The 21,806-nt window shown below is 62.4% G+C and carries 18 protein-coding genes; 9 read left to right on the top strand and 9 right to left on the bottom strand.

Annotated elements, in window-relative coordinates; translation table 11 throughout:
* Window positions 1–338 precede the first annotated feature (338 nt).
* The gene (locus JOY50_RS19000) at window positions 339–2,021 is read left to right on the top strand and encodes an electron transfer flavoprotein-ubiquinone oxidoreductase (protein WP_080956764.1); all 1,683 of its coding nucleotides are present in this window, start codon (window positions 339–341) and stop codon (window positions 2,019–2,021) included.
* A gap of 70 nt (window positions 2,022–2,091) precedes the next feature.
* On the opposite strand, the gene JOY50_RS18995 is transcribed toward JOY50_RS19000, so the two are convergent.
* The 4 genes from JOY50_RS18995 to JOY50_RS18980 form a co-directional block, all read right to left on the bottom strand.
* On the bottom strand, window positions 2,092–2,493 hold the full coding sequence (locus JOY50_RS18995) for a type II TA system antitoxin MqsA family protein (RefSeq protein ID WP_132847013.1): 402 nt from the start codon (window positions 2,491–2,493) through the stop codon (window positions 2,092–2,094).
* A 2-nt stretch (window positions 2,494–2,495) separates the two neighbouring features.
* On the bottom strand, window positions 2,496–2,792 hold the full coding sequence (locus JOY50_RS18990) for a type II toxin-antitoxin system MqsR family toxin (RefSeq protein WP_243055635.1): 297 nt from the start codon (window positions 2,790–2,792) through the stop codon (window positions 2,496–2,498).
* Between the two features lie 94 nt (window positions 2,793–2,886).
* Window positions 2,887–4,212, bottom strand: coding sequence for an MFS transporter (locus tag JOY50_RS18985; RefSeq protein ID WP_132847015.1), 1,326 nt, complete (start codon window positions 4,210–4,212; stop codon window positions 2,887–2,889).
* Window positions 4,213–4,285: 73 nt separating this feature from the next.
* Window positions 4,286–4,765: a histidine kinase gene (locus JOY50_RS18980; protein WP_132847016.1), complete on the bottom strand. Its 480-nt coding sequence runs from the start codon at window positions 4,763–4,765 to the stop codon at window positions 4,286–4,288.
* Window positions 4,766–5,026: 261 nt separating this feature from the next.
* Here JOY50_RS18980 and azu point away from each other — a divergent pair, with 261 nt between their 5' ends.
* Window positions 5,027–5,488, top strand: coding sequence for an azurin (azu, locus tag JOY50_RS18975; protein WP_063423103.1), 462 nt, complete (start codon window positions 5,027–5,029; stop codon window positions 5,486–5,488).
* Between the two features lie 37 nt (window positions 5,489–5,525).
* On the opposite strand, the gene JOY50_RS18970 is transcribed toward azu, so the two are convergent.
* Entirely contained in the window at window positions 5,526–6,026 is a 501-nt protein-coding gene (locus tag JOY50_RS18970; protein ID WP_132847017.1) for a sigma-70 family RNA polymerase sigma factor, read from the bottom strand.
* A 231-nt stretch (window positions 6,027–6,257) separates the two neighbouring features.
* Between JOY50_RS18970 and JOY50_RS18965 the strand changes: the two genes are divergently transcribed.
* The 3 genes from JOY50_RS18965 to JOY50_RS18955 are packed head-to-tail and all read left to right on the top strand — an operon-like array spanning window position 6,258 to window position 10,823.
* On the top strand, window positions 6,258–7,439 hold the full coding sequence (locus JOY50_RS18965) for an efflux RND transporter periplasmic adaptor subunit (RefSeq protein WP_243055634.1): 1,182 nt from the start codon (window positions 6,258–6,260) through the stop codon (window positions 7,437–7,439).
* 1 nt (window position 7,440) lies between these two features.
* Window positions 7,441–9,408, top strand: coding sequence for a MacB family efflux pump subunit (locus tag JOY50_RS18960; RefSeq protein WP_243055633.1), 1,968 nt, complete (start codon window positions 7,441–7,443; stop codon window positions 9,406–9,408).
* Window positions 9,405–10,823, top strand: a complete 1,419-nt coding sequence (locus JOY50_RS18955; protein WP_138737683.1) for an efflux transporter outer membrane subunit — start codon at window positions 9,405–9,407, stop codon at window positions 10,821–10,823. Before JOY50_RS18960 ends, JOY50_RS18955 begins: the two co-directional genes overlap by 4 nt.
* Window positions 10,824–10,881: 58 nt before the next feature.
* On the opposite strand, the gene JOY50_RS18950 is transcribed toward JOY50_RS18955, so the two are convergent.
* Window positions 10,882–12,492, bottom strand: coding sequence for a PvdJ/PvdD/PvdP-like protein (locus JOY50_RS18950; protein WP_243055632.1), 1,611 nt, complete (start codon window positions 12,490–12,492; stop codon window positions 10,882–10,884).
* Between the two features lie 146 nt (window positions 12,493–12,638).
* On the opposite strand from JOY50_RS18950, the gene JOY50_RS18945 reads away from it, so the two are divergent.
* The 4 genes from JOY50_RS18945 to JOY50_RS18930 are packed head-to-tail and all read left to right on the top strand — an operon-like array spanning window position 12,639 to window position 17,948.
* Entirely contained in the window at window positions 12,639–14,021 is a 1,383-nt protein-coding gene (locus tag JOY50_RS18945; RefSeq protein WP_243055631.1) for a dipeptidase, read from the top strand.
* Window positions 14,018–14,893 (top strand): formylglycine-generating enzyme family protein, encoded by an 876-nt coding sequence (locus JOY50_RS18940; protein ID WP_138737686.1) that lies wholly within the window; start codon window positions 14,018–14,020, stop codon window positions 14,891–14,893. The genes JOY50_RS18945 and JOY50_RS18940 overlap by 4 nt, the downstream gene beginning before the upstream one ends.
* A gap of 58 nt (window positions 14,894–14,951) precedes the next feature.
* A complete protein-coding gene (locus JOY50_RS18935) occupies window positions 14,952–16,280 on the top strand; it encodes a lysine N(6)-hydroxylase/L-ornithine N(5)-oxygenase family protein (RefSeq protein ID WP_138737687.1) in 1,329 nt (442 codons plus the stop codon).
* A gap of 18 nt (window positions 16,281–16,298) precedes the next feature.
* Window positions 16,299–17,948, top strand: coding sequence for a cyclic peptide export ABC transporter (locus JOY50_RS18930; protein ID WP_138737688.1), 1,650 nt, complete (start codon window positions 16,299–16,301; stop codon window positions 17,946–17,948).
* 1 nt (window position 17,949) lies between these two features.
* Here JOY50_RS18930 and JOY50_RS18925 read toward each other — a convergent pair whose 3' ends face one another.
* The 3 genes from JOY50_RS18925 to JOY50_RS18915 form a co-directional block, all read right to left on the bottom strand.
* Window positions 17,950–18,159 (bottom strand): hypothetical protein, encoded by a 210-nt coding sequence (locus tag JOY50_RS18925; protein WP_243055630.1) that lies wholly within the window; start codon window positions 18,157–18,159, stop codon window positions 17,950–17,952.
* 116 nt (window positions 18,160–18,275) lie between these two features.
* Window positions 18,276–20,654, bottom strand: a complete 2,379-nt coding sequence (locus tag JOY50_RS18920; protein ID WP_063423112.1) for a TonB-dependent siderophore receptor — start codon at window positions 20,652–20,654, stop codon at window positions 18,276–18,278.
* Between the two features lie 158 nt (window positions 20,655–20,812).
* The gene (locus tag JOY50_RS18915) at window positions 20,813–21,766 is read right to left on the bottom strand and encodes an alpha/beta hydrolase (protein WP_138737690.1); all 954 of its coding nucleotides are present in this window, start codon (window positions 21,764–21,766) and stop codon (window positions 20,813–20,815) included.
* Between the last annotated feature and the right edge of the window lie 40 nt (window positions 21,767–21,806).

Raw genomic sequence — 21,806 nt, 5'->3', positions numbered from 1 at the left:
GGCCCAAGGCCGCAAAACCCTGCTCCACACCTGGTCTTTAGAGGTGTACCTGCGCCCGGCTGCAAGCCTACGGCGAACGTAAAACCGCTCGTATCTTGACCGTAACACCCCATCCGGTCAATACGGCAAATCGGTCACCCTCCAGCCGCGTTCCTGTGATTTTACTGGCCTGCGGCAAATTCAAACAAACGTTTGTATTGGACCCGCCAAGTGGTGTAGATATAATGCGCGGCCAAGACAAAACGGTGTAGTCCGTCATTTGCGCAGCTACAGTTTCGCTCCCGTGATGAGCCACTGCGCGCAAGCACCCATAAGACAAAGCAACAGCACGAGCCTTGATGAGTAGGAGAGAACCAGTGGAACGCGAATACATGGAATTCGACGTGGTCATCGTCGGCGCCGGCCCGGCAGGCCTGTCCGCCGCCTGCCGCCTGAAGCAGAAGGCCGCCGAAGCCGGTAGCGAAATCAGCGTCTGCGTGGTGGAAAAAGGCTCTGAAGTCGGCGCCCACATCCTCTCTGGCGCGGTGTTCGAACCCCGCGCCCTGAACGAACTGTTCCCCGACTGGAAAGCGCTCGGCGCCCCGCTGAACACCGAAGTGAAACGCGACGACATCTATGTGCTCAAGGATGCCGGCAGCGCGACCAAGGTGCCTGACCTGTTCGTGCCCAAGACCATGCACAACCATGGCAACTACATCATCTCGCTGGGCAACCTGTGCCGCTGGCTGGCCCAGCAGGCCGAGAACCTGGGCGTTGAGATCTACCCGGGCTTCGCCGCCCAGGAAGCGCTGTTCGACGACAACGGCGTGGTCCGCGGCATCGTCACCGGTGACCTGGGTGTCGACCGCGAAGGCAACCCGAAGGACGGCCTGTACACCCCGGGCATGGAACTGCGCGCCAAGTACACCCTGTTTGCCGAAGGCTGCCGCGGCCACATCGGCAAGCAGCTGATCAAGCGCTTCAACCTCGACAGCGAGTCCGACGTTCAGCACTACGGCATCGGCCTGAAGGAAATCTGGGAAATCGACCCGGCCAAGCACGAGCAGGGCCTGGTGGTGCACACCGCCGGCTGGCCGCTGGACGTGGTGGCCAAGGACAACACCGGTGGCTCGTTCCTCTATCACCTGGAAAACAACCAGGTGGTGGTCGGCCTGATCGTCGACCTGTCCTACGCCAACCCTTACCTGTCCCCGTTCGATGAATTCCAGCGCCTTAAGCACCACCCGGTGATGAGCCAGTACCTCGAAGGTGGCAAGCGCATCAGCTACGGCGCCCGGGCCATTTGCAAGGGCGGCCTGAACTCGTTGCCGAAGATGGTGTTCAACGGTGGCGCGTTGATCGGTTGCGATCTGGGCACCCTTAATTTCTCCAAGATCAAGGGCAGCCACACCGCGATGAAGTCCGGCATGCTTGCCGCTGAAGCGGTGGCCGATGCCTTGGCCGCTGGCCGCGAAGGCGGTGACCAGCTCGACGGTTATGTCAGCGCCTTCAAGGCCAGCTGGCTGTATGAGGAATTGTTTGCCAGCCGTAACTTCGGCCCTGCCCTGCACAAGTTCGGGCCACTGCTGGGCGGTGCGTTCAACTACGTCGACCAGAACTGGTTCGGCGGCAAGCTGCCGTTCACCCTGCACGATACCAAGCCGGACTACGCCTGCCTCAAGCTGGCCGCGGATTCGAAAAAGATCGACTACCCGAAACCGGACGGCAAGCTCAGCTTCGACAAGCTCAGCTCGGTATTCCTCTCCAGCACCAACCACGAAGAGGAACAGCCCTGCCACCTGAAGCTGACCGACCCGAGTATCCCGATCGCCAGCAACCTGCCGCTGTACGACGAGCCGGCCCAGCGCTACTGCCCGGCGGGCGTGTACGAAGTGGTCACCCAGGAAGACGGCAACAAGCGCTTCCAGATCAACGCGCAGAACTGCGTGCACTGCAAGACTTGCGACATCAAGGACCCGGCCCAGAACATCACCTGGGTCACCCCTGAAGGCGCTGGCGGGCCGAACTACCCGAACATGTAAGGCCCTGCCCTTGCCGTAACAACAAGCCCCCGGCTCTCATGAGCCGGGGGCTTTTTGTTACGTGCCAAAATCAGGCAGTACGCACTTCCTCGAAGAGTTCTGGATGGCGATCCAGCAGCTTGAGCAGTTTCACCAACGCCACGGGTGGTGTGGTCTTGCCGTTTTCATAACGGGAGAAGGCGTTGACGCCACCACCGAAAATTTCCCCCGCTTCACGCTGGTCGAGGTCGAACTTCCGGCGCATTGAAGCAATGAAGGAAGGATCTACAACAGTTGCGTTGACTTGGCGCTCGAATGCCGTCATCAGGTTACTGATACGCATGGCTTCATCGTGGCTAAGTACACATTCACCACATGCGGAACAGTAATCGCCACTTACGTCAGGGATGACGGTCGCCTCGCCTTTATAGCTATAGGGCATGCCCTGAACATCAGGTGCAAGCTCCGCTCCGCCGCATATTGGACATCTCATGGTTACAACCCCTTGAAAGACACGATGAGCACGTCGTCTACCACGGACACTTTTAGATAAACGTACCCAACTGCTGTAAGCGGACGATAGACGTCCTGCCAAACCCGGTGATCCATATGGCTGGTCATGCTCTTGTAAAAATCAGTGCGCTCCAAACTGGAGATCACTTCAAGCATGCCCGGATAATCTATACCCAGCGCTTTGGCGCCTCTCAGTGCAGCGCCTGTAGGGCTGATGCGCCTTGCAGCAGCCAAGACTTTTACCCGTTCCAGCGGACAATGAGGCGTTCTCTTTTCCATGAGAAATTAACCTTCCAGGTTAAATTTGGCCAATAGGTTATTCCAATAACCCCCGCCTGGAAGTCTGCCTCAGCGCCCCAATAGCGTTACCCTCTCATTTGTCACCACACATGATCGGCATCGGCTCTGCCGTAAACGCCAATGGCTCTCGGCGCCCGAAATACAAGGCCGTCAGCAGCCCCACCGTGCCCATGATCAGACAAAACCCGACACACACCCACGGGCTCCACGGCATCAGCGCAATCAGCGCCAGCGGCGTGGTGCTGGCCCACAGTGCGTAGGCTACGTTGTAGGTGAATGAAATGCCCGAAACCCGGATCTCGGCCGGGAACAGCCCGACCATCACCGACGGCACCACCCCCACCACACCGCAACTCAACCCCGCCAGCGCGTAGGCCAGCCAGGTCATGCCCCACTGCCCGTTCAGGCTGGCGTACAACGTGCCGATGCCCAGCGGCAGCAGCACGCTGTACAGCATCAGCGCACGCCAGGCGCCCACGCGGTCAACCAGCAAGCCGGCCAGCACGCAGCCAATATTGAGGAAGACAATACCCACACTGCTCAGGGCAAAGGTGTGCCCGGCGCTCATGCCAAAGCGTTGCTGCATCACCGTTGGGGTAATGACCACCAGCACCACCACGGCAGAGGTCAGCACACAGGTCAACAGCGCTGCCGGGATCAGCGCCCGGCGGTGTTCGCCCAGTACCCGTCGCAGCGGGAACTTCACCGGCTGCTCCTGACGTGCGCGCAGGGCAAGGAACACTGGCGTTTCGCTGAGCCAGCGGCGCAGCCACACGCCAATCACACCGAACACCCCACCCAGCAGGAACGGGTAACGCCAGGCATAATCGAGGATTTCCTGCGGGGTATACAGCTGCGCCAGCAAGGTTGCGGTCAGCGCCCCCAGCAGGTAGCCGAAGGTCAGCCCGGCCTGCAGGAAGCCCAAGGCGTAGCCGCGTCGCCCGGCGGGGGCATGTTCGGCGACGAAGGTCCAGGCGCTCGGCACTTCCCCCCCCACGGCCGCGCCCTGCAGGATACGCAAGGCCAGCAGAATCAGCGGCGCGGCATAACCGATGTCGGCATAGGTCGGCATCACCCCGATCAACAGGCACGGCAGGGCCATCATCAGGATGCTCAGGCTGAACACCCGTTTACGCCCCAGGTGGTCCGCAAAGTGCGCCATCAGGATGCCGCCCAGCGGCCGCGCCAGGTAACCGGTGACGAAGATGCCGAAGCTTTGCAGCAGGCGCAGCCACTCGGGCATTTCGGGCGGGAAGAACAGCTGGCTGAGGGTCAGCGCAAAGAACACGAAAATGATGAAGTCGTAGATTTCCAGCGCGCCGCCCAGTGCCGCCAGGCCCAGGGTCCGGTGATCGCCGCGGCTGAACCGGGGCGGGCGAGCGGTATCGATGGCAGTCATGGCAGGGGTCCGCAAATCGGCAAAGGGCAAGAGGATAACAAATAGCTGCCCCGTTGCCCTGCCCGCTGCGCCGCTAGCGGTTGAACACCGTGTGCGCGTAGTTGGCCCGCGGCCGTGGCCGCGCCGCGGTAGCCGGCATGCTGCCCGGCAGCGGCAACTTGCCGACCAGCAGTGGCGCGTCGATGATCGCCATGAACGACTCCAGCGCCTCGTTATCAGGCACCTGCGGCAGGCTCAGGCTGACGGCCTGGCGTTCGGTCTGCGGCACTGAAGGCACTTTCAGCTGACTGGAGTGGTAAAGCAGGGCGTGCTGGATCTGGGTGCTGACGCGGCAGAAGCGCTCAAGGTCAACCCCTGCATGGTTTGCCAGCTCGATATTGCCCAGCAGCAGATGAAAAGGCTGCAAGGCGCAATGCACCAAGCGCTGCAGCTCCTCGAAGCTCTCCACGGGGGCTATCCGGTAATAGCCCAGGCCATTGAGCAACCGTTCCAGCTGCAGCCGCTGGCACGGGTGTGCGTCGGCGATGAGGATGCGCAGGGTCTTGTTTGCCATGGTGGGACCTGGGCAGTTGGGTAATGGGTACGCTCCATGACCATACTGCGCCGGTAAAGGCTACTGCCAAGGCCATGCCTGGCAGCGGTCTTCTTTGATAGAAGTCGGGAACCCCGCATAAATCAAGTGATTGACTGACGGAATTTGCATTTACCTTTAAGCCGGGCAGCGAACCGCAGGCCCTAAACCCTGACGCTCGGGCTTCGTATAAAAAAGGCGCATGCCCCAAGGCATCGCCTCATACCTTTTCGGAGTACCCAGATGTTTCGCCCTGCCCTAGCCTTTTTCGCCCTGACCCTGTCCAGCGTCGCGTGGTCCGACGAGCCCTGCTCGGTGGACATTCACAGCACCGACCAGATGACCTACAACCTGAAGACGATCAGCGTCCCGCAAACCTGCCAACGCTTCACGGTGAACTTGCGGCACACGGGCACGATGCCCAGGAACATCATGGGCCACAACTGGGTGCTGGCCAAAAAGGAAGACATCAAAGGCGTGACCACCGATGGCGCCGCGGCGGGTGAAGCCAACAACTACATCCAGCCGGGAGACAAGCGCGTGCTCGCCCATACCCGGCTGATCGGAGGTGGAGAAAAAGACTCGGTCACCTTCGACACCCGCGTGCTGCAGGCAGGCCAGGCGTATGAGTTCTTCTGCTCCTACCCGTTCCATTCGACCATGATGAAAGGTGCCCTGACGTTCGGTACATCGTCAGGCAACTGAAGCTATCGGAAAGTGGGCTGCGCTGCCGGGCACGTGCTCAGGTCTCGGCCCACTCGCGCATGCGCAGGCGGCAATGTTTCATGGCGTTGACGATGTGCTTTTCTACCGTGGCCTTGGACAACCCCATACGCGTGGCAATCTCGCCATGGGACAGGCCTTCGAGCTTACGCAGCAAAAAGCACTCCCGGCAGGTGGTGCCCAGTTCCGCCAGCGCACGCTGCAGCAACTCCAGGCGTTCTTCCTGACGACAGACGCCGTGCACGGGCGTGACGAAGAATCGCTCGTCGGTTTCCAGTATTTCGAGGGGCTCGGCGCGACGGGCCTTGCTACGCCGATGGCCATCGGTCACCAGGTTCAGGGCCGTGCGATAAAGGAAAGCGCGCGGATGGGAAATCTGTGTGTCGTCACACCGCTCGATTATCCGCAGATAGGCTTCCTGAGCGATATCCTCGGCCGCATGGCGGCTGCCGAGACGCGAACGAAGGTACCGGACCAGTTCCTGGTAGTAATGCTCTAGCAATACACCCGAAGACGGCATCGAAGCGCTTTCCCTGTTTTCCGATGATGATAGAAATCTGATGCAGGCCAAGTAGTGGCATTGCCGGCGCTTAAATTATAATAATTCTCATCAAGTTTAAAGACGTTGTTACATTTCCCCCGCCCGCAACAGGCGTTTACCGCTAAATCCGTCCTTGTCGCTTTCGTTTAATCGGCAGCCTCCCTAGCTGTTCCCTGGTGACAGCGGCCCTCTCATGGTCGGAACCCCTGCATGATGCCTCAACGCCTTCCCCGTCGCGCTGTAACCCTCGTGCTGTGCCTGATCCCGCTGGCCGCATTCGCCACCTGGCAATTGTTGCCAGGCGAGGCTGATCAGCGGCCTTCCGTCAGCGTCAGCCGTGGCAACATCGAAGCCAGCGTCACCGCGCTGGGCACCCTGCAGCCCCGCCAGTACGTCGATGTCGGCGCGCAGGCCTCTGGGCAGATCCGCACCTTGCACGTCGAGGTAGGCGACACCGTCAAGCAGGGGCAGTTGCTGGTGGAAATCGACCCTGCCACGCAACAGGCCCGGCTGGATGCCGAGCGCTATGCCATCCAGACCCTGAAAGCACAGGTCAAGGAGCAACGCGCCGAACATGTCCTGGCCGAGCAGCAGTTGCGTCGCCAGCAGCGGATGGCCACCGACGGCGCCACCCGCGAAGAGGATGTGCAAACAGCCCAGGCCAAGGTGCTGACGACCCAGGCGCGTATCGACATGTATGAGGCGCAGATTCTCCAGGCGCAGGCCACGTTGCGCAGCGCAGAGGCCGAGCTTGGCTACACACGTATCTATGCCCCGATTGGCGGCACGGTGGTGGCTGTCGATGCACGTCAAGGGCAGACCTTGAACGCGCAACAGCGCACCCCGCTGATCCTGCGGATCGCCAAGCTGTCGCCGATGACGGTGTGGGCCGAGGTCTCGGAAGCTGATATCGGCCAGGTCAAGACCGGCATGCAGGCCTACTTCACCACCTTGGGCAGTGGCGGCAGGCGCTGGACCGGTACCGTCAGGCAAATATTACCGATTCCGCCAAAGCCGCTGGACCAGCTCAGTCAAGGCGGCGGCAGCCCGGTTGCCGCCGGTGGCGCAAGCGGCAGCGGGACCGGCCGCGTGGTGCTCTACACCGTGCTGCTGGACGTCGACAACGATGACAACGCGCTGATGGCCGACATGACCGCACAGGTGTTCTTCGTCGCCGGATCTGCCAAGGATGTATTGACGGTACCGATCGCCGCGCTTCAGGGGCGCGGCCAGGGCGAGGCGCTGCAGACTGCCCACGTCTTGACCGGCAAGGGCGACGTGCAGACGCGCCAGGTACGCACCGGGCTCAGCGACCGGCTGCGCGTGCAGATCCTCGACGGCCTTGAAGAAGGTGACAAGCTGCTGATCGGCCCTGTCGGCGGCGAGGGCTGACATGAGCACCCCGCTGATAGAACTGATCGGTATCCGTAAATCCTATGGTGGCGGCGACAGCCCCCAGGTCGATGTGTTGCGTGGCATCGACCTGAAGATCCATGCCGGGGAGTTCATCGCCATCGTCGGCACCTCAGGCTCCGGCAAGTCGACCCTGATGAACATCCTCGGTTGCCTCGACCGCCCAAGCGCCGGGCATTATCGCTTCGCGGGCCAGGACGTTGCCGGCCTGAACAATGACGAACTGGCCTGGTTGCGCCGCGAAGCGTTCGGGTTCGTGTTTCAGGGCTATCACCTGATCCCTTCCGCCTCTGCGCAGGAGAACGTGGAGATGCCGGCTATCTATGCCGGGACCACCGCCGACCCACGGGCCGAAAGGGCCCAGGCGCTGCTGCAACGCCTGGGCCTGGGAGAACGCACCGGCAATCGCCCGCGCCAGCTTTCCGGTGGCCAGCAACAACGGGTATCCATTGCCCGGGCGTTGATGAACGGCGGCCATATCATCCTCGCGGACGAGCCAACGGGCGCGCTGGACAGCCACAGTGGCACCGAGGTCATGCGCCTGCTGGATGAGCTGGCCGAGCAAGGCCATGTGGTGATCCTGATCACCCACGACCGCGATGTGGCCGCTCGCGCGCACCGCATCATCGAGATCCGCGACGGTGAAGTGATCAGCGACAGCGGCGCCGACCAGGCGCCGCCACAGGCTCGCCCGGGGGCGCTGCAAGCCGAAGATCTGGCCCGGCGCCTGGTCCGCGCCGACAACCAGAGCAGCCCCTGGCTGGGCGAAACCCGGGACGCCCTGCAGGCCGCCTGGCGGGTGATGTGGAGCAACCGCACACGCACCGCGCTGACCCTGCTGGGGATCATCATCGGCGTCGCGTCGGTGGTGGTGATGCTGGCGGTGGGCGAAGGCAGCAAGCGTCAGGTCATGGCCCAGATGGGCGCGTTCGGCTCAAACATCATCTTCATGAACGGCGCCTCTCCCGCTCCGCGCGCCCCACCCGGCGACGTTCGCCTCAGCGACGTACAGGCGCTGGCCGAGCTGCCCCAGGTGAAGTCCATCATGCCGGCCATGACGGTTGAGGTTCAGGTGCGCTTCGGCAATCGCGACCTGGAGTCGACCATCGGTGGCTATACGCCTGTGTTCCCGACCCTCATGAGCTGGCCCGTCAGCGAAGGCAGCTTCTTTACCGACAACGACCTGGCCACGGCCGCGGCCGTGGCCGTGATCGGCTCGGAAGTACGCAAGAAACTGTTCGTCGACGGCCAGGACCCGATCGGCCAGTACATCCTCATCGAGAACGTGCCTTTCCAGGTGATCGGAGTGCTGGCCAGCAAAGGCTCCAGCGGTGCAAACCAGCGCAACGATCTGCGTATCGCCGTCCCGTACTCAGCGGCATCCATCCGCCTGTCCGGCACGCAACACCCGGAATACGTGATCATCGGCGCCGCCGACAGTACCCAGGTGCATGAAGCCGAACGGGCGATACGCCAACTGATGCTGAGCCTGCACGATGGCATGGAAGACTTCGAGATCGACAACAGCGCGGCGATGATCCAGGCCGAAGCTGCGACGCGCAACGGGCTGTCCCTGATGCTTGGCGCCATCGCCGCCATTTCGCTGCTGGTCGGCGGGATCGGCGTGATGAATGTGATGCTGATGACCGTCCGCGAACGCACCCGCGAGATCGGCATCCGCATTGCCACCGGTGCCCGACAGCGGGACATCCTGCGCCAGTTTCTGACCGAAGCCGTGGTGCTTTCGTTGACCGGCGGCCTTATCGGCGTCTGCCTGGCGCTGCTGATCGGCTTGGTACTCAGCCTGGCCCAGGTGGCCGTGGCGTTTTCCGCCCTGGCGATAGTGGGTGCCTTCGCCTGCTCGGTAGCCACCGGCGTCATCTTCGGCTTCATGCCCGCGCGCAAGGCTGCCGCCCTCGACCCTGTCGCCGCCCTGACCAGTGAATGACCATGACCAGAACCGCTCTTTTTATGCTGCCGCTGCTGACCTTGCTTGGCGCTTGCAGCCACACTGCTGCCCCCCTGGACAGCGGCATCGTTGCGCCCACCAACTGGCAAGGCCCGACTGGCGGCACGGCGGCCTCGGCGCAATGGTGGACAACCTTCAACAGCGCTCAACTGAGCCAGCTGATTGAGCAGGCGCGCCAAGGCAGCCATGACCTGCGCGCCGCCATGGCCAGGGTCAGGCAGGCACGGGCCGACCTGCGCATTGCCGGCGGCCCTCTGCTGCCGCGCCTCGATGCCAGTGCCGACGCCTATCAGCAGCGCTTGCTGCGAGGCCAAGGCTACAGCGAACAGGATACTTCGAGCAGTAAACGGACTTACCGCTACTTCAACACCGCCCTGACGGCCAGCTACGAGCTGGACTTCTGGGGCAAGAATGCGGCTGCTCGTGACAGTGCCCGTCTGGGCCTGCAAGCCACTGCACTTGATCGTGACACGCTCGAGCTGAGCCTGACGAGCAGCCTTGCCGATACCTATCTGAGCGCCCTCGCCGCTCGTGAGCAGGCGCGCATCGCCGCGCTCAACCTGGAAAACGCCGAAAAGATCCTCAAACTGGTGCGCACGCGCTTCCAGGCGGGGTCATCGACTGCCCTTGAACTGGCCCAGCAAGAAAGCCTTGTAGCCAATCAGCAACGCCAGTTGCCGCTCTACCAGCAAGAAGCCCGGGATGCGCAGATCACCCTGGCAACCTTGCTTGGTGTGCCGGTGCAGGCACTCGCGCTTGCCGATCAACCTTTCGATCAACTGAGCGGCCCGAGCATTGCCGCCGGCATCCCCAGCCAGTTGCTGACCCGCCGCCCGGACATCGCCGGCGCAGAGGCGCGCCTGGCGGCGGCTCAGGCGGATGTCAGCGTTGCGCGGGCGGCACTGTTCCCCACGGTGAGCCTGACGGCCAGCCTGGCCACCGGCGACAGAAAGGCCATCGACCTGCTGCGCAATCCGGCGTTCAACCTCGGTGCCGGCCTGACAGCCCCCATTTTCAACAATGGCGCCTTGCGCGCCGAGCGCGATCGCGCCATCGCTCGCCAGGACGAACTGCTCGAAGCCTATCGCAGCGTGCTGATCACCAGCTTCGGCGAAGTCGAGAAGGCGCTGAACAATGTCGATGGCCTGGACCGCCAGACACGCTGGCAGAATGAAGAGCTTGCCCAGGCCCAGCGCGCCTTCGATCTGGCAGAGAACCGCTATCGGGCCGGCGCCGAGGACCTGCTCAGCGTGCTGGAGGCGCAACGCAGCCTGTTCACCGCACAGTCCGAGCGGGTACGACTGCGCGAGGCGCGCCTGCAGGCCAGTGTTGCCCTTTACAAGGCACTGGGCGGCGGCTGGACAGCGTCCGACACGCTGATGACGGCGAAGTAGGCATGCCCCCTGTCCGGGGGCCTATCTGGCACAAAACCAGCAAATAGCGCCAGGTGCGCTACAAACCGTCACGTCTCGGGCCGGGTGCCAGATGGCGAGCGTACCAGGGCCGCTGTGGCACCCTGTCGGCCAGGCGATCGGCATCTTCTTCCGGGCTGAAGATGGCCTGCAAGGCAAGCTTCATGGTCTCGATGTCCAGTTTCCCGGTGCCGCCACCATTGCCCAGCCCCCAGGCGCCGCAACCGTCACGGGTGGGCCCCAGCCAAGGCTCGGCCACACGCACCCAGCGCCCCGGGGCAAACCATGGAACGCCATCGATCATCCGCAGTTTCACTTCCCCCGGGTGCGCCTGCTGGTGGGCCAGGTACCAGTCGTTCAGGCGGTCGTCGATCCAGCCGTGAAAGGCCCAGAACACCGGGTTCACGTGGGAGGAAAACGGATCGCCAAGGAAGTCGTTCTCGGCGCGGAACCAGCGTTCGGAGAAATCATAGTTGCGACGCCCGTAGGGCATTGGAAGATCCGAGTTCGGATCGCGCCCCAGGGATGCCCAGCGCATGTGCAGCCAGTCGTGGACCCCCAACTCGATGCGCGACCCCAACTCCCCCAGACACAAGCTGCTGAGGTATTGCGGGTCATGCAGCTGGGCTTCCCACAGCTGGAAGTTGGCGTGCAGCCCCTGACTGCTCTTGACGTAGTACAGCCACTGGCTGAAAGCATCATCGCCGGCCGCCTGCCAATTGGGCGGGACGCTGTAGCCGTCTCGGTTATCGAGGTAATCGAAGAACGCCTGGGTACCCTGCCCGATCGATGGACGTGCCGCGGGCAGGCTTATCCAGGAGCGCAGGTCCTGGACCTCGCGCACGCCATGCAGCATGTGCCGGTGCATGAACAGAAAATCCTCGCCGGAGCCGTTGCGATGGCGATCATGCCCGCGGGCGTTGCGCTCCTTGCCCAGGGGGCCGACCTGCCAGCCCAGCGCACGCACCATCTGCCGTCGAGACTCATCAATGCGGTGCCAGCGATCACGGCTGGCATGCCAGAGCTGATGATAGTAACGACGCTGCGGCGAAATCAGGTCCTCGTGCAGGGCCGCCACGAACGGCAACCGCTCACGCGCCAGCACGAAGGGTCGGCGCACAGCGACAAAGCCCGCCATTGCTCCGGAATGCCCTGCCTGGGTCCCTGCCAGGCGTACTTGCCCGCTAAGGGTCGCGCTGCCTCCGCCCTGGCTCCAGTCGCCCCATATCTCATCCAGCACGGCATCGCAGTCATAGGCCTCGCCAGAGCCGGCAATCATCTTCAACCGCACGTTCGGCAATCGGTCGGCCGCTAGCGGACCGTAAACCTGCAAGCCCTGGTCGCCATATGGCGCAGTGCCCAGGTAACCGCGCACGGCACGGGCACCCTGCCCTACGTCGAGCAACAGCTGTTGCGGCCCGGCCAGCTCTGCCAGCGCCGGGTGATCGCCCACCAGGCGCCAGTCCCAGATCCCGACCAGGCGCTCACCCAACAGCGCATTGGGCAGGTCGTCGACCGGCACCGCTGGTTCGTCACTGCTCAGCTCCGCTTCCTGGGCCCGCTCCCACTCCTGCCGTGCGTAATAGGCGGCAGGCAGTGCAACACCAGCGGCCACCAGGCCGGCCAGGATCTTTCGACGTGACACTTTCATCCACTGTACTCATGACGTGACTCCTGCTGCAAAAACGAATGGTTGAGGAAGCGATTTAGAGGGACGCTAAATTCTCTTGGCGTCTGCTCGTTTCACCCAACAAGTTCGAACGGCATGGGGCCGTCGTGCAGGCGACCGAGTACGCAATGAAGAAACAGGCTTTGTTTTCGCGCAGATGGCCATGGGCATTGGCACTTCTGCTTCTGCTCCTGCTCCTGGTAGCCGCAGGTGCCTGGGGGTATCGGGCCTACCTTGCCAAGCACCCGTACAGCCGCGAAATCGAAGAGCGAGCCAACGCCCTGCAGGCGCGCATCCCGGCGCTGGATGCACACCTTGACGTGCCGTTGAACTACGGCGCCAGTGGCAGGGAAGCGAATCGTGACGGCCCGACCCAGTTCGACCTGGTGAAAGCTGCCAAGGGCCGCCTGAGTGGCGCGTCGATCGCGATCTGGTCATGGCCGGAGTTCTGGCGCGGGCCCAATTGGCCGCACCGGCCCACCCCCGGGTTCAAGGCTGCGATGGCCAACGAACTGGAAGTGCGCTATCGGATCATCACCAGCATCGCCAAGGATTTCCCGGCACAGGCGGGGATCGCCTACACACCTGCCGACTTCCGCCGACTGGCCAGTGAAGGCAAGTTCGCCATCATCATCAGCCTGCTCAACGCCGCGCCCCTTGGCGATGACATCGACAAGCTCGACCACTGGGCCGCACGCGGCATGCGGGTGTTCGGCCCGGGCTACGTCGGCAACAACAGCTGGGCCGACTCGGCACGCCCCTTGCCCTTCCTGGGGGATTCGGTGGACCCGCTGGGCGGGCTCTCCGACATTGGTCGGCGCGCCATCACCCGGCTCAACGACCTCGGCGTGGTCATCGATGTCTCGCAGATGTCCAGCCAGGCCCTGACCCAGGTCACCGAACTGAGCCGGGCACCGGTGATGGCTTCGCACACCGGCGTGCAAGGCCTGATGGACATCCGCCGCAACCTCAGCGACGTCGACCTGGCACACATCAAGGCTACCGGCGGGCTGGTCAATATCGTGGCCTACTCCCACTACCTCAAGCCGTTCTCGCGCCCGACCATCGAGAAGATGAATGCCTTGCGCGCCAGGTATGGTTTGCCCGACATACAAAGCCAGACCCAGATGGGCACCACCACCGACCCGGTGTTCTCGATCTGGTCGGAGAAGAAGTTCGGCGAATACCTCACGCCCTTTTACGACATCGTCGGCGCCGAGCCCAAGGCAACCCTGGCCGACTATGTCGACTCGATCGATTACGCGGTGAAGAAGATCGGTATCGACCATGTCGGCATCAGTTCGGACTTCAACGACGGCGGCGGTGTGGTCGGCTGGGAAGATGCCAGCCAGAGCCGCAACGTCACCGCCGAACTGATACAGCGTGGCTATTCCGATGAAGACATCGCCAAGCTCTGGGGAGCCAACTTCCTGCGTGTGTGGGAAGCCGCCCAGAAGGCCGCCAGGCCGACCCCTCCTCCCGTTGCCCACAACCTGCAAGGAACCCCATGAAACGGCTGACCTCACTGATTGCCATCGGTTGCCTCTCGCTTTCGCTCGAAGCCCTCGCTGCCGACCCGGCGGTACCGGGCAAGGTTTTCAAGGACTGCAAGGATTGCCCGGAAATGGTCGTACTGCCCGCCGGCAGCTACGTGATGGGCACGCCCGATGACGAACTGGGCAAACAGGACGATGAAGGTCCGCTGCACACCGTGACATTCGCCAAGGCTTTCGCCATGAGTCGCTTCCATGTGACCGCCGGGCAATGGCAGGCCTATGCCAGGGAAACCCACACTGTGCTGCCCGACGGCGACAACCGCCCGGGCCGTTTGTGCAAGAACGGCAAGCCCAGCTACCCGCAAGGCCCGAGCCAGCCTGCAGTCTGCATGACCTGGGAGGAAGCACGCGGCTACATCGGCTGGCTCGCGAAGAAAACCGGCAAGCCCTACCGCATGGTCAGCGAAGCCGAACGCGAGTACGCCGGTCGCGCCGGCTCCACCGGCCCCTTCCCGTTCCCCTTCGACGAGGAAGGCGAGTATCAGATCAGCAAGCATGCCAACACCTACGGGCCGCGCGATGGCTTCACCTATACGGCACCGGTCGGCAGCTTCCCGGCCAATGCGTTCGGCATGTATGACACGCATGGCAATGTCTACGAGTGGGTCGAGGACTGCTGGCATACCGATTATGTCGGCGCGCCCACCGACGGTAGCGCCTGGACCACCGGTGACACCTGCACGCACCGGCAGATCCGCGGTAACGACTACCTGGAACCCCCGATCTTCTCGCGTTCGGGCAACCGTAACGAGCGCAAACCTGAAGTGCGCGGTGACTGGCTGGGCTTTCGCGTAGCGCGCGCGCTCGAGGACGGCGAATACAACTGACCCACTGCAGAGAAGGATCTTTACCCACCTCTGCCCCCCCGCACAAGGAGTCAACGACATGAGCGCCTCAACTCTCCACGACCTGATCGGCGTAGGCTTCGGCCCGTCCAACCTGGCGCTGGCCATCGCCCTGCAAGAGCTTTCCCAGAGCCATGGCAAGGCCATTGATGCCTTGTTCATGGATAAACAGGAGCACTATCGCTGGCATGGCGATACCTTGTCCTCGCAGAGCGAACTGCAGATTTCGTTCCTCAAGGACCTGGTTTCACTGCGCAACCCCACCAGCCCGTACAGCTTCGTCAACTACCTCAAGCAGCAGGGCCGCCTGGTCGACTTCGTCAACCTGGGTACCTTCTACCCGTGCCGACTGGAGTACAACGACTACCTGGGCTGGGTCGCCGGGCAGTTCGCCGAGCAGGCACTGTATGGCGAAGAAGTGCTGCGCATCGAGCCCGAACTCGATAACGGGGTCATTCATCACCTCAGACTGATCTCGCGCAATGCACAAGGCATGCAGCGGACCCGTCGCACCCGTTCGGTGGTGATCAGCACCGGTGGCTCACCGAAGATTCCAGCCATTTTCGCGCCGCTGCGCAACGATGCCAGGGTTTTCCACCATTCTCGCTATCTCTCCGGCATGCAGAACCTGGCCCCCGGCCATGGCAAGCCGATGCGTGTCGCGATCATCGGTTCCGGGCAGAGTGCCGCCGAGGCGTTCATCGACCTGAACGACAGCTTTCCTTCGGTGCAGGCTGAAATGATCCTGCGCAGCTCAGCCCTCAAGCCCGCCGACGACTCGCCTTTCGTCAACGAGATCTTCGCCCCAGCCTACACCGACCTGGTGTTCCAGCAAGCACCGGCAGACCGCGAAAAGTTGATCGGCGAATACCACAATACCAACTACTCCGTCGTCGATCTGGAGCTGATCGAGCGCATCTATGCCGTGTTGTACCGGCAGAAGATCACCCGTCAGCCCCGCCACGCGGTGCTCTGCCGGCAGCACGTGGCGGCGGCGGTCGACGTCGGGGGTGGCATCGAACTGACCCTGCGCGACCTCGCCACCGGGCAGCAGCAGACCCACCGCTACGATGCCGTGATCCTGGCCACAGGCTACGAGCGCAAGAGCCATCAGCACCTGCTCGAGCCGCTTCTGCCTTACCTGCATGGCCTGGAAGTGGACCGTACCTACCGCGCCCTGGCCACCCCACAGCTCAAGGCGCCAGTGTTCCTGCAAGGTTTCTGCGAGGCCACCCACGGCTTGAGCGACACCTTGCTTTCGGTGCTGCCAATGCGAAGCGAAGAGATCGGGCAAGCACTCTATGCCGCCCTGAATCTTTCCAGCAGCGCTCACAAGGCGCCGAGCAAATCCCTTGCCAGCGTCGGCTGATCAATCCAGGAGCCCATCATGTCCCAGCCCACCCGCGGCGCCGTGCAGGATCTTTTCGCCCTGCTCAAGCCGTTCAAATATACCGTCGCGCTGTCCGTCATCCTGGGCATAGTCGGCGGCCTCAGCATCACCTTCCTTCTGGCCACCATCAACCGGGCCCTGAACGACGACACCGGCCTGACCCAGGGCGTGGTCTGGGGATTCGCCGGGCTTTGCCTGGTGGCCCTGGCCAGCTCGGTGTTTTCCGACATCGGTAGCAACCGGGTGGGCCAGAACATCATCGCCGCCTTGCGCAAGGAACTGGGCGAGAAGGTGCTGTCGGCCCCCATCGAACAGATCGAGCGCTATCGCAGCCATCGACTCATCCCGGTGCTGACCCACGACGTGGACACCGTCAGCGATTTCGCTTTCGCCTTCGCACCACTGGCAATTGCCTTGACCGTTACCCTGGGCTGCCTGGGCTATCTGGCAGTGCTGTCCTGGCCGATGTTCCTGCTGATGCTGGCAGCCATCGCACTGGGTACCGCCGTGCAGTACATCGCCCGAGCCAAGGGCATTCGAGGGTTCGTCGCGGCACGGGATGCCGAAGATGAACTGCAACGGCACTACAATGCAATTGCCGGCGGCGCCAAGGAGCTGCGTATCCACCGCACACGCCGTCAGCGCATGTTCAGCCGCAACATCCAAGGGACGGCCGACAAGATACGCGACACCCAGATCCGCTCCATCAATACCTTCGTCATCGCCAAGACCTTCGGCTCGATGCTGTTCTTCGTGGTCATCGGCCTGGCACTCGCTCTGCAATCCTTGTGGCCTAGCGGCGACAAGGCAGTGATGAGCGGTTTCGTGCTGGTGCTGCTGTACATGAAGGGCCCGCTGGAATACCTGATAGGCACGTTGCCCATCGTCAGCCGGGCTCAGATCGCCTTTCGCCGGATTGCCGAGTTGTCGGAGCAGTTCTCCTCCCCCGAGCCGCACTTGCTGCTCGAAGACAAGGCCAGCCAGCTGCCCGCCTTGCGCACCCTCGAACTGCATGACGTGCGCTTTGCCTTCCCGCCGGTCGACAGCAACGCACCGTTTACCCTGGGGCCGGTGGACCTGCAGATCCGCCAGGGCGACATCGTCTTCATTGTTGGCGAGAACGGCTGTGGCAAGACCACACTGATCAAGCTGCTGCTAGGGCTGTACCCGCCGCAAAAAGGCGAGATACGCATCAACGACCAGGCGATCACCGCGCTGAACCGCGATGATTATCGCCAGCTCTTCACTACCATCTTTTCCGATTACTACCTGTTCGACGACCCCTTCCTGGGGGCCCAGCAGGTGCCGGAAAGCGCCGAGGTCTATCTCAAGCGACTGGAAATCGCACACAAGGTGAGCATTCGCGACGGCAGTTTCACCACCACCGACTTGTCGACCGGGCAACGCAAGCGACTGGCGCTGATAAACGCCTGGCTGGAAGAGCGCCCGGTGCTGGTGTTCGATGAATGGGCTGCGGACCAGGACCCGACCTTCCGACGCATTTTCTATACCGAGCTGCTCCCCGAGCTGAAGCGCCTGGGCAAGACAATCATCGTCATCAGCCATGATGACCGCTATTTTGATGTCGCCGACCAGCTGGTGCGCATGGAAGCCGGCAAGGTGGTGGTCGAGGCGTGTGTCGCCTGATTCACTGGAAGCGGGGGACTTGACTGGCGTCCCCCTGCATCACATTTCCCTTCCCCTCCAACTTCCTCTTCCTCTTCCTCTTCCTCTTCCTCTTCCTCTTCCTCTTCCTCTTCCTCTTCCTCTTCCTCTTCCTCTTCCTCTTCCTCTTCCCCTTCACCTTCCCCTTCACCTTCACCTTCACCTTCCCCTTCACCTTCACCTTCCCCTTCACCAACCTGACCTCTAGATGTTGTGGCAAGCCCTGCCAGCCCGATCCAGATTTCAAGACATACGCGCATAAAAAACCCCACCCGACAACGCCGGGCAGGGCTGGTAAAGGCAGTTGACTCAGTACTGATAACGCAAGGTCACCGAGAAGTTGCGCGGGTCGCCGTAGTACAAGCCACCCCAGTTGTTGGAGGTCGGCAACGACTGGTAGTAGACCTTGTCCAGGGCATTGTTCAAGTTGTACTGAACGCTGAACTGGCGGTTGATCTGGTAGTTGGCGTGCAGATTCAGCAAGGCGTAGCCGCCCTGCTTGATATCATAGCCGGTGGTGTCGGCGGAGGTACGGCTCTGGGCGTAGACATCGCCACCCACATTCCATTGGTCCAACACGCCAGGCAGACGGTAGTCAGTAGAGACTTTCAGCAAACGGCGGGGGATCTTGCTGTAATAGTCGCTACCCTTGCTGCTGCCAGCCACATACTCCGGGTCGCTGTAGGTGTAGCCGGCACTGACGTTCCAACCTTGTACGGGTTCACCCGAGACCTCCAGTTCGAAACCGCGGTTGCGAACCTTGGCGCCGGTCTTGTAGCACTTGCTGGTACCGGTCACGCCACAAGTCGGCGCAACCGACAGTGCCTCCGGCATGTTCTGCAAGTCGGTCTGGAAGATCGCGAAGGAGGTATTGAGGGCACCATCGAAATACTCGCTCTTGATACCGGTCTCGTAGTTCTCGCCTTCGATCGGATCCAGCAGCGTGTTCCCCGCACCATAGTAGCTCTGAGTCTTGTAGATCTCGGTGTAGCTGGCATACCAGGTGTGGTTCTTGTTGAGGTCATACACCAGGCCGGCATAGGGCACCATACGACCGTTTTCTTTGTATTGGTCGTTTGTATACGGGCTGCTGACCTTATAGTCGGACCAACTGAAACGGGTACCCAGAATCAGGCTCAAATCGTCCGTAACGCTGAAGCGCGAGGCTAGGTAGAGCCCGCGTTCTTTGCGAATGTAGTTGTAATCGCTCCCGGTGGCAGAAAGGATCGGGTGCGGCAGCGAGCTGTAGTCGAAATCGGTGATATCGACGACCGGGTTGTTGGTCGCAGTCTTGATGACCGCGTCGAAATCGTCCTTGCGGGTGTTGGCGCCGAACATCAGTTGGTGCTCGCGGCCAAACAGCTGGAACGGCCCGGTGGCGTACAAATCCACACCAAACTGGGTGTCTTTGTAGTCTGCTTGCGAAACAGTCAACCTGGTGTTGTCACCGGATACCCGGTTCGGGTAGGACGACAGAAAGTCCGCGTTCGACCAGATCGAGTTCATCGCCAGCGTCACCTTCCACTCGTTGTCGAAGTAGTGGGTGATGTCGCTGAACAGGTTGTAGTTGTTGCGGTCCAGATGCGCCCACTTGCCATTGAGGTTGGTGGAACGCGACAGCGGGTAGAACGAGCCGTCGGCGCGGGTATTCAAGCCGCCCCAGTCATAGCCATTCTGGTTGTCCTTCTGGATGGTGGCGCCCAGGGTGAGGACGGTGGAATCATTCAGGTCTGCTTCGCCGATCAGGTACAGCAGCTGGTTGTCGCGCTGGGCACCATCACGGTAACTGTCGGCAGTGTTGTAGTAGGCCACCGCTCGGCCACGGATGTTGCCCTCATCGGTCAGCGGGCCGGATACGTCCACCTGGCTGCGATAGTTGTCCCAGGAGCCAGCCCCCAGTTCCGCGCCCAGGCGAAAGTCGCGCGTCGGGCGCTTGCGAATCAGGTTGATGGCCGCCGAGGGGTTGCCGGTGCCCTGCATCAGGCCATTGGCACCGCGCACAACTTCAACCCGGTCGTAGATGGCCATGTTCGCCGTGGACATGACGTCCATGGAGTAGTTTTCCGAGATGTTGGTCGGAATGCCGTCGTACTGCAGGTCGTTGATCTCGAAGCCGCGCGCGTAGTAGGTGGAGCGATCGGTGCCGAGCTTGGTCAGGGTGATCCCGGTGACAGTGCGGGCAATGTCGTCGAGGTTCTGGACGTTCTGATCGTCCATCTTCTTGCGGGTCACAACGGTCACCGACTGCGGCGTCTCGCGCAGGCTCATGGCCATTTTGGTGGCGGTGGTGCTGACACCGGTGGTGTAGGTGCCGGTGCCTTCGGTGGTGGCGCCGAGGGCTACGGCGCTGACGGCTGTGGGGTTCAGTTCCATCACTGAGGAGTCGACCGCGTGAATCATCAGCACCCCGTCCTGCAGGCTGTAGCGCACACCGGTGCCCGCCAGCATCTGGGCGATGGCGTCCCGCACTTCCAGGCTACCGCGCACGGCGGTGCTGCGCTTGCCGTCGACGTCGGTCGGGTTGAACAGCACCTGGATATTGGCTTGCTGGCCCAGGGCCTGGATCGCCGAGGAGAGTCTCTGCGACGGAATGTCGAACGCCAAAGCTTGCGCGTAGCTGACGCTGGAGGCCATCAGGCCGAGGGTCAGGGCGCTGAGGTGGAAAGGTGAACGCAGAGCCCGCCGCATGCAGAGCGCCTTGAGCAGGGACCGGTTCTGTTGTTGAGTCGGCATGATTTTATAAAGTCCTGAGAGCGAATAGCGGATAACAATGCTTCGTATTTCTAAATAAGACGGAACATCGTGAAAAACCGGATGAACTTTTTGAAAAAAGTTATCCAGCCCCCTCAGTGGCTTCCCAGGGCCTGAGCTAGACGCTCGCCGAGATCGGTCTGGATGGCCACAACGTCTTCGACCACCGCGTCCATGCGCATGAAGTCGTGGGTCATGCCCTCGTGGACCTGAAGCTGCACCGGCGCGCCCGACTCACGCAGGTGCGCGGCATAGGCCACGCCCTCGTCCAGCAGCGGGTCGTGGCCGGCCAGCAGCAGCCAGGTGGGTGCCAGGCCCGCCGGCAGCGCCCCCAGCAGTGGCGACAAGCGCGGGTCGGCGCGGTCCTCGGGGCGACGCTGGTAGTGGCTGTAGAACCACTCGAGGCTCTGCCGCTCGAGCAGGTAGCCGCTGGCATAGCGCTGGTGGGATTCGCGCCAGCAACTGGCATCGGTCACCGGGTACAGCAGCACTTGCAGGCAAGGCCGCACCAGCGCCTGACCAAGGCTGTTGGCCAAGGCTGCGGCCAGGCTGCCCCCGACGCTGTCGCCGCCGACCGCCAGCCGGGCCCGGTCCAGGTTCAGCTCGCGCTGTTCCAGCAGCCAGGCCCAGGCGTCCTCGGCATCTTCGAAGGCGGTGGGGAAGCGCCATTGCGGCGCCAATCGGTACTCCACCGCGATCACCACCTGCCCGGACTGCTGAGCCAGCGTCCGGCACAGGTTGTCATGGGAATCGAGGCTGCCAACCACATAGCCGCCGCCATGGAAATACAGCAAGGCGCCCTGCTCCGTGATGCCCGGCGCCTGCCGGGCGTACAGCCGGCCTTGCAGCCAGTGACCGTCACGGGTCTGAAAACGCAGGGGCTGGACGTGCTCGATCTCCACCGGGACCAGGTTCATCAGCAGCGATGATTCGTCAAACTGGGCGCGCGCCTGTTCCGGGCTCATCTGGTGCATGGCAATGCTTTTGCCAACATCGCGGCCAGCCTCCACCAGCTCCAGGTAAGCGGCGATATCCGGGTTCAAGGTCATGGGAACATCCTGAGAATCAGAGAAAGGCGCCCTTGCGGGC

The sequence above is a fragment of the Pseudomonas sp. BP01 genome, assembly GCF_022760795.1.
Classification (GTDB): Bacteria; Pseudomonadota; Gammaproteobacteria; order Pseudomonadales; family Pseudomonadaceae; genus Aquipseudomonas; species Aquipseudomonas putida_Q.
The sequence above is the reverse complement of the archived record's forward strand: the minus strand, read 5'-3'. Positions and strand labels throughout refer to the sequence as shown.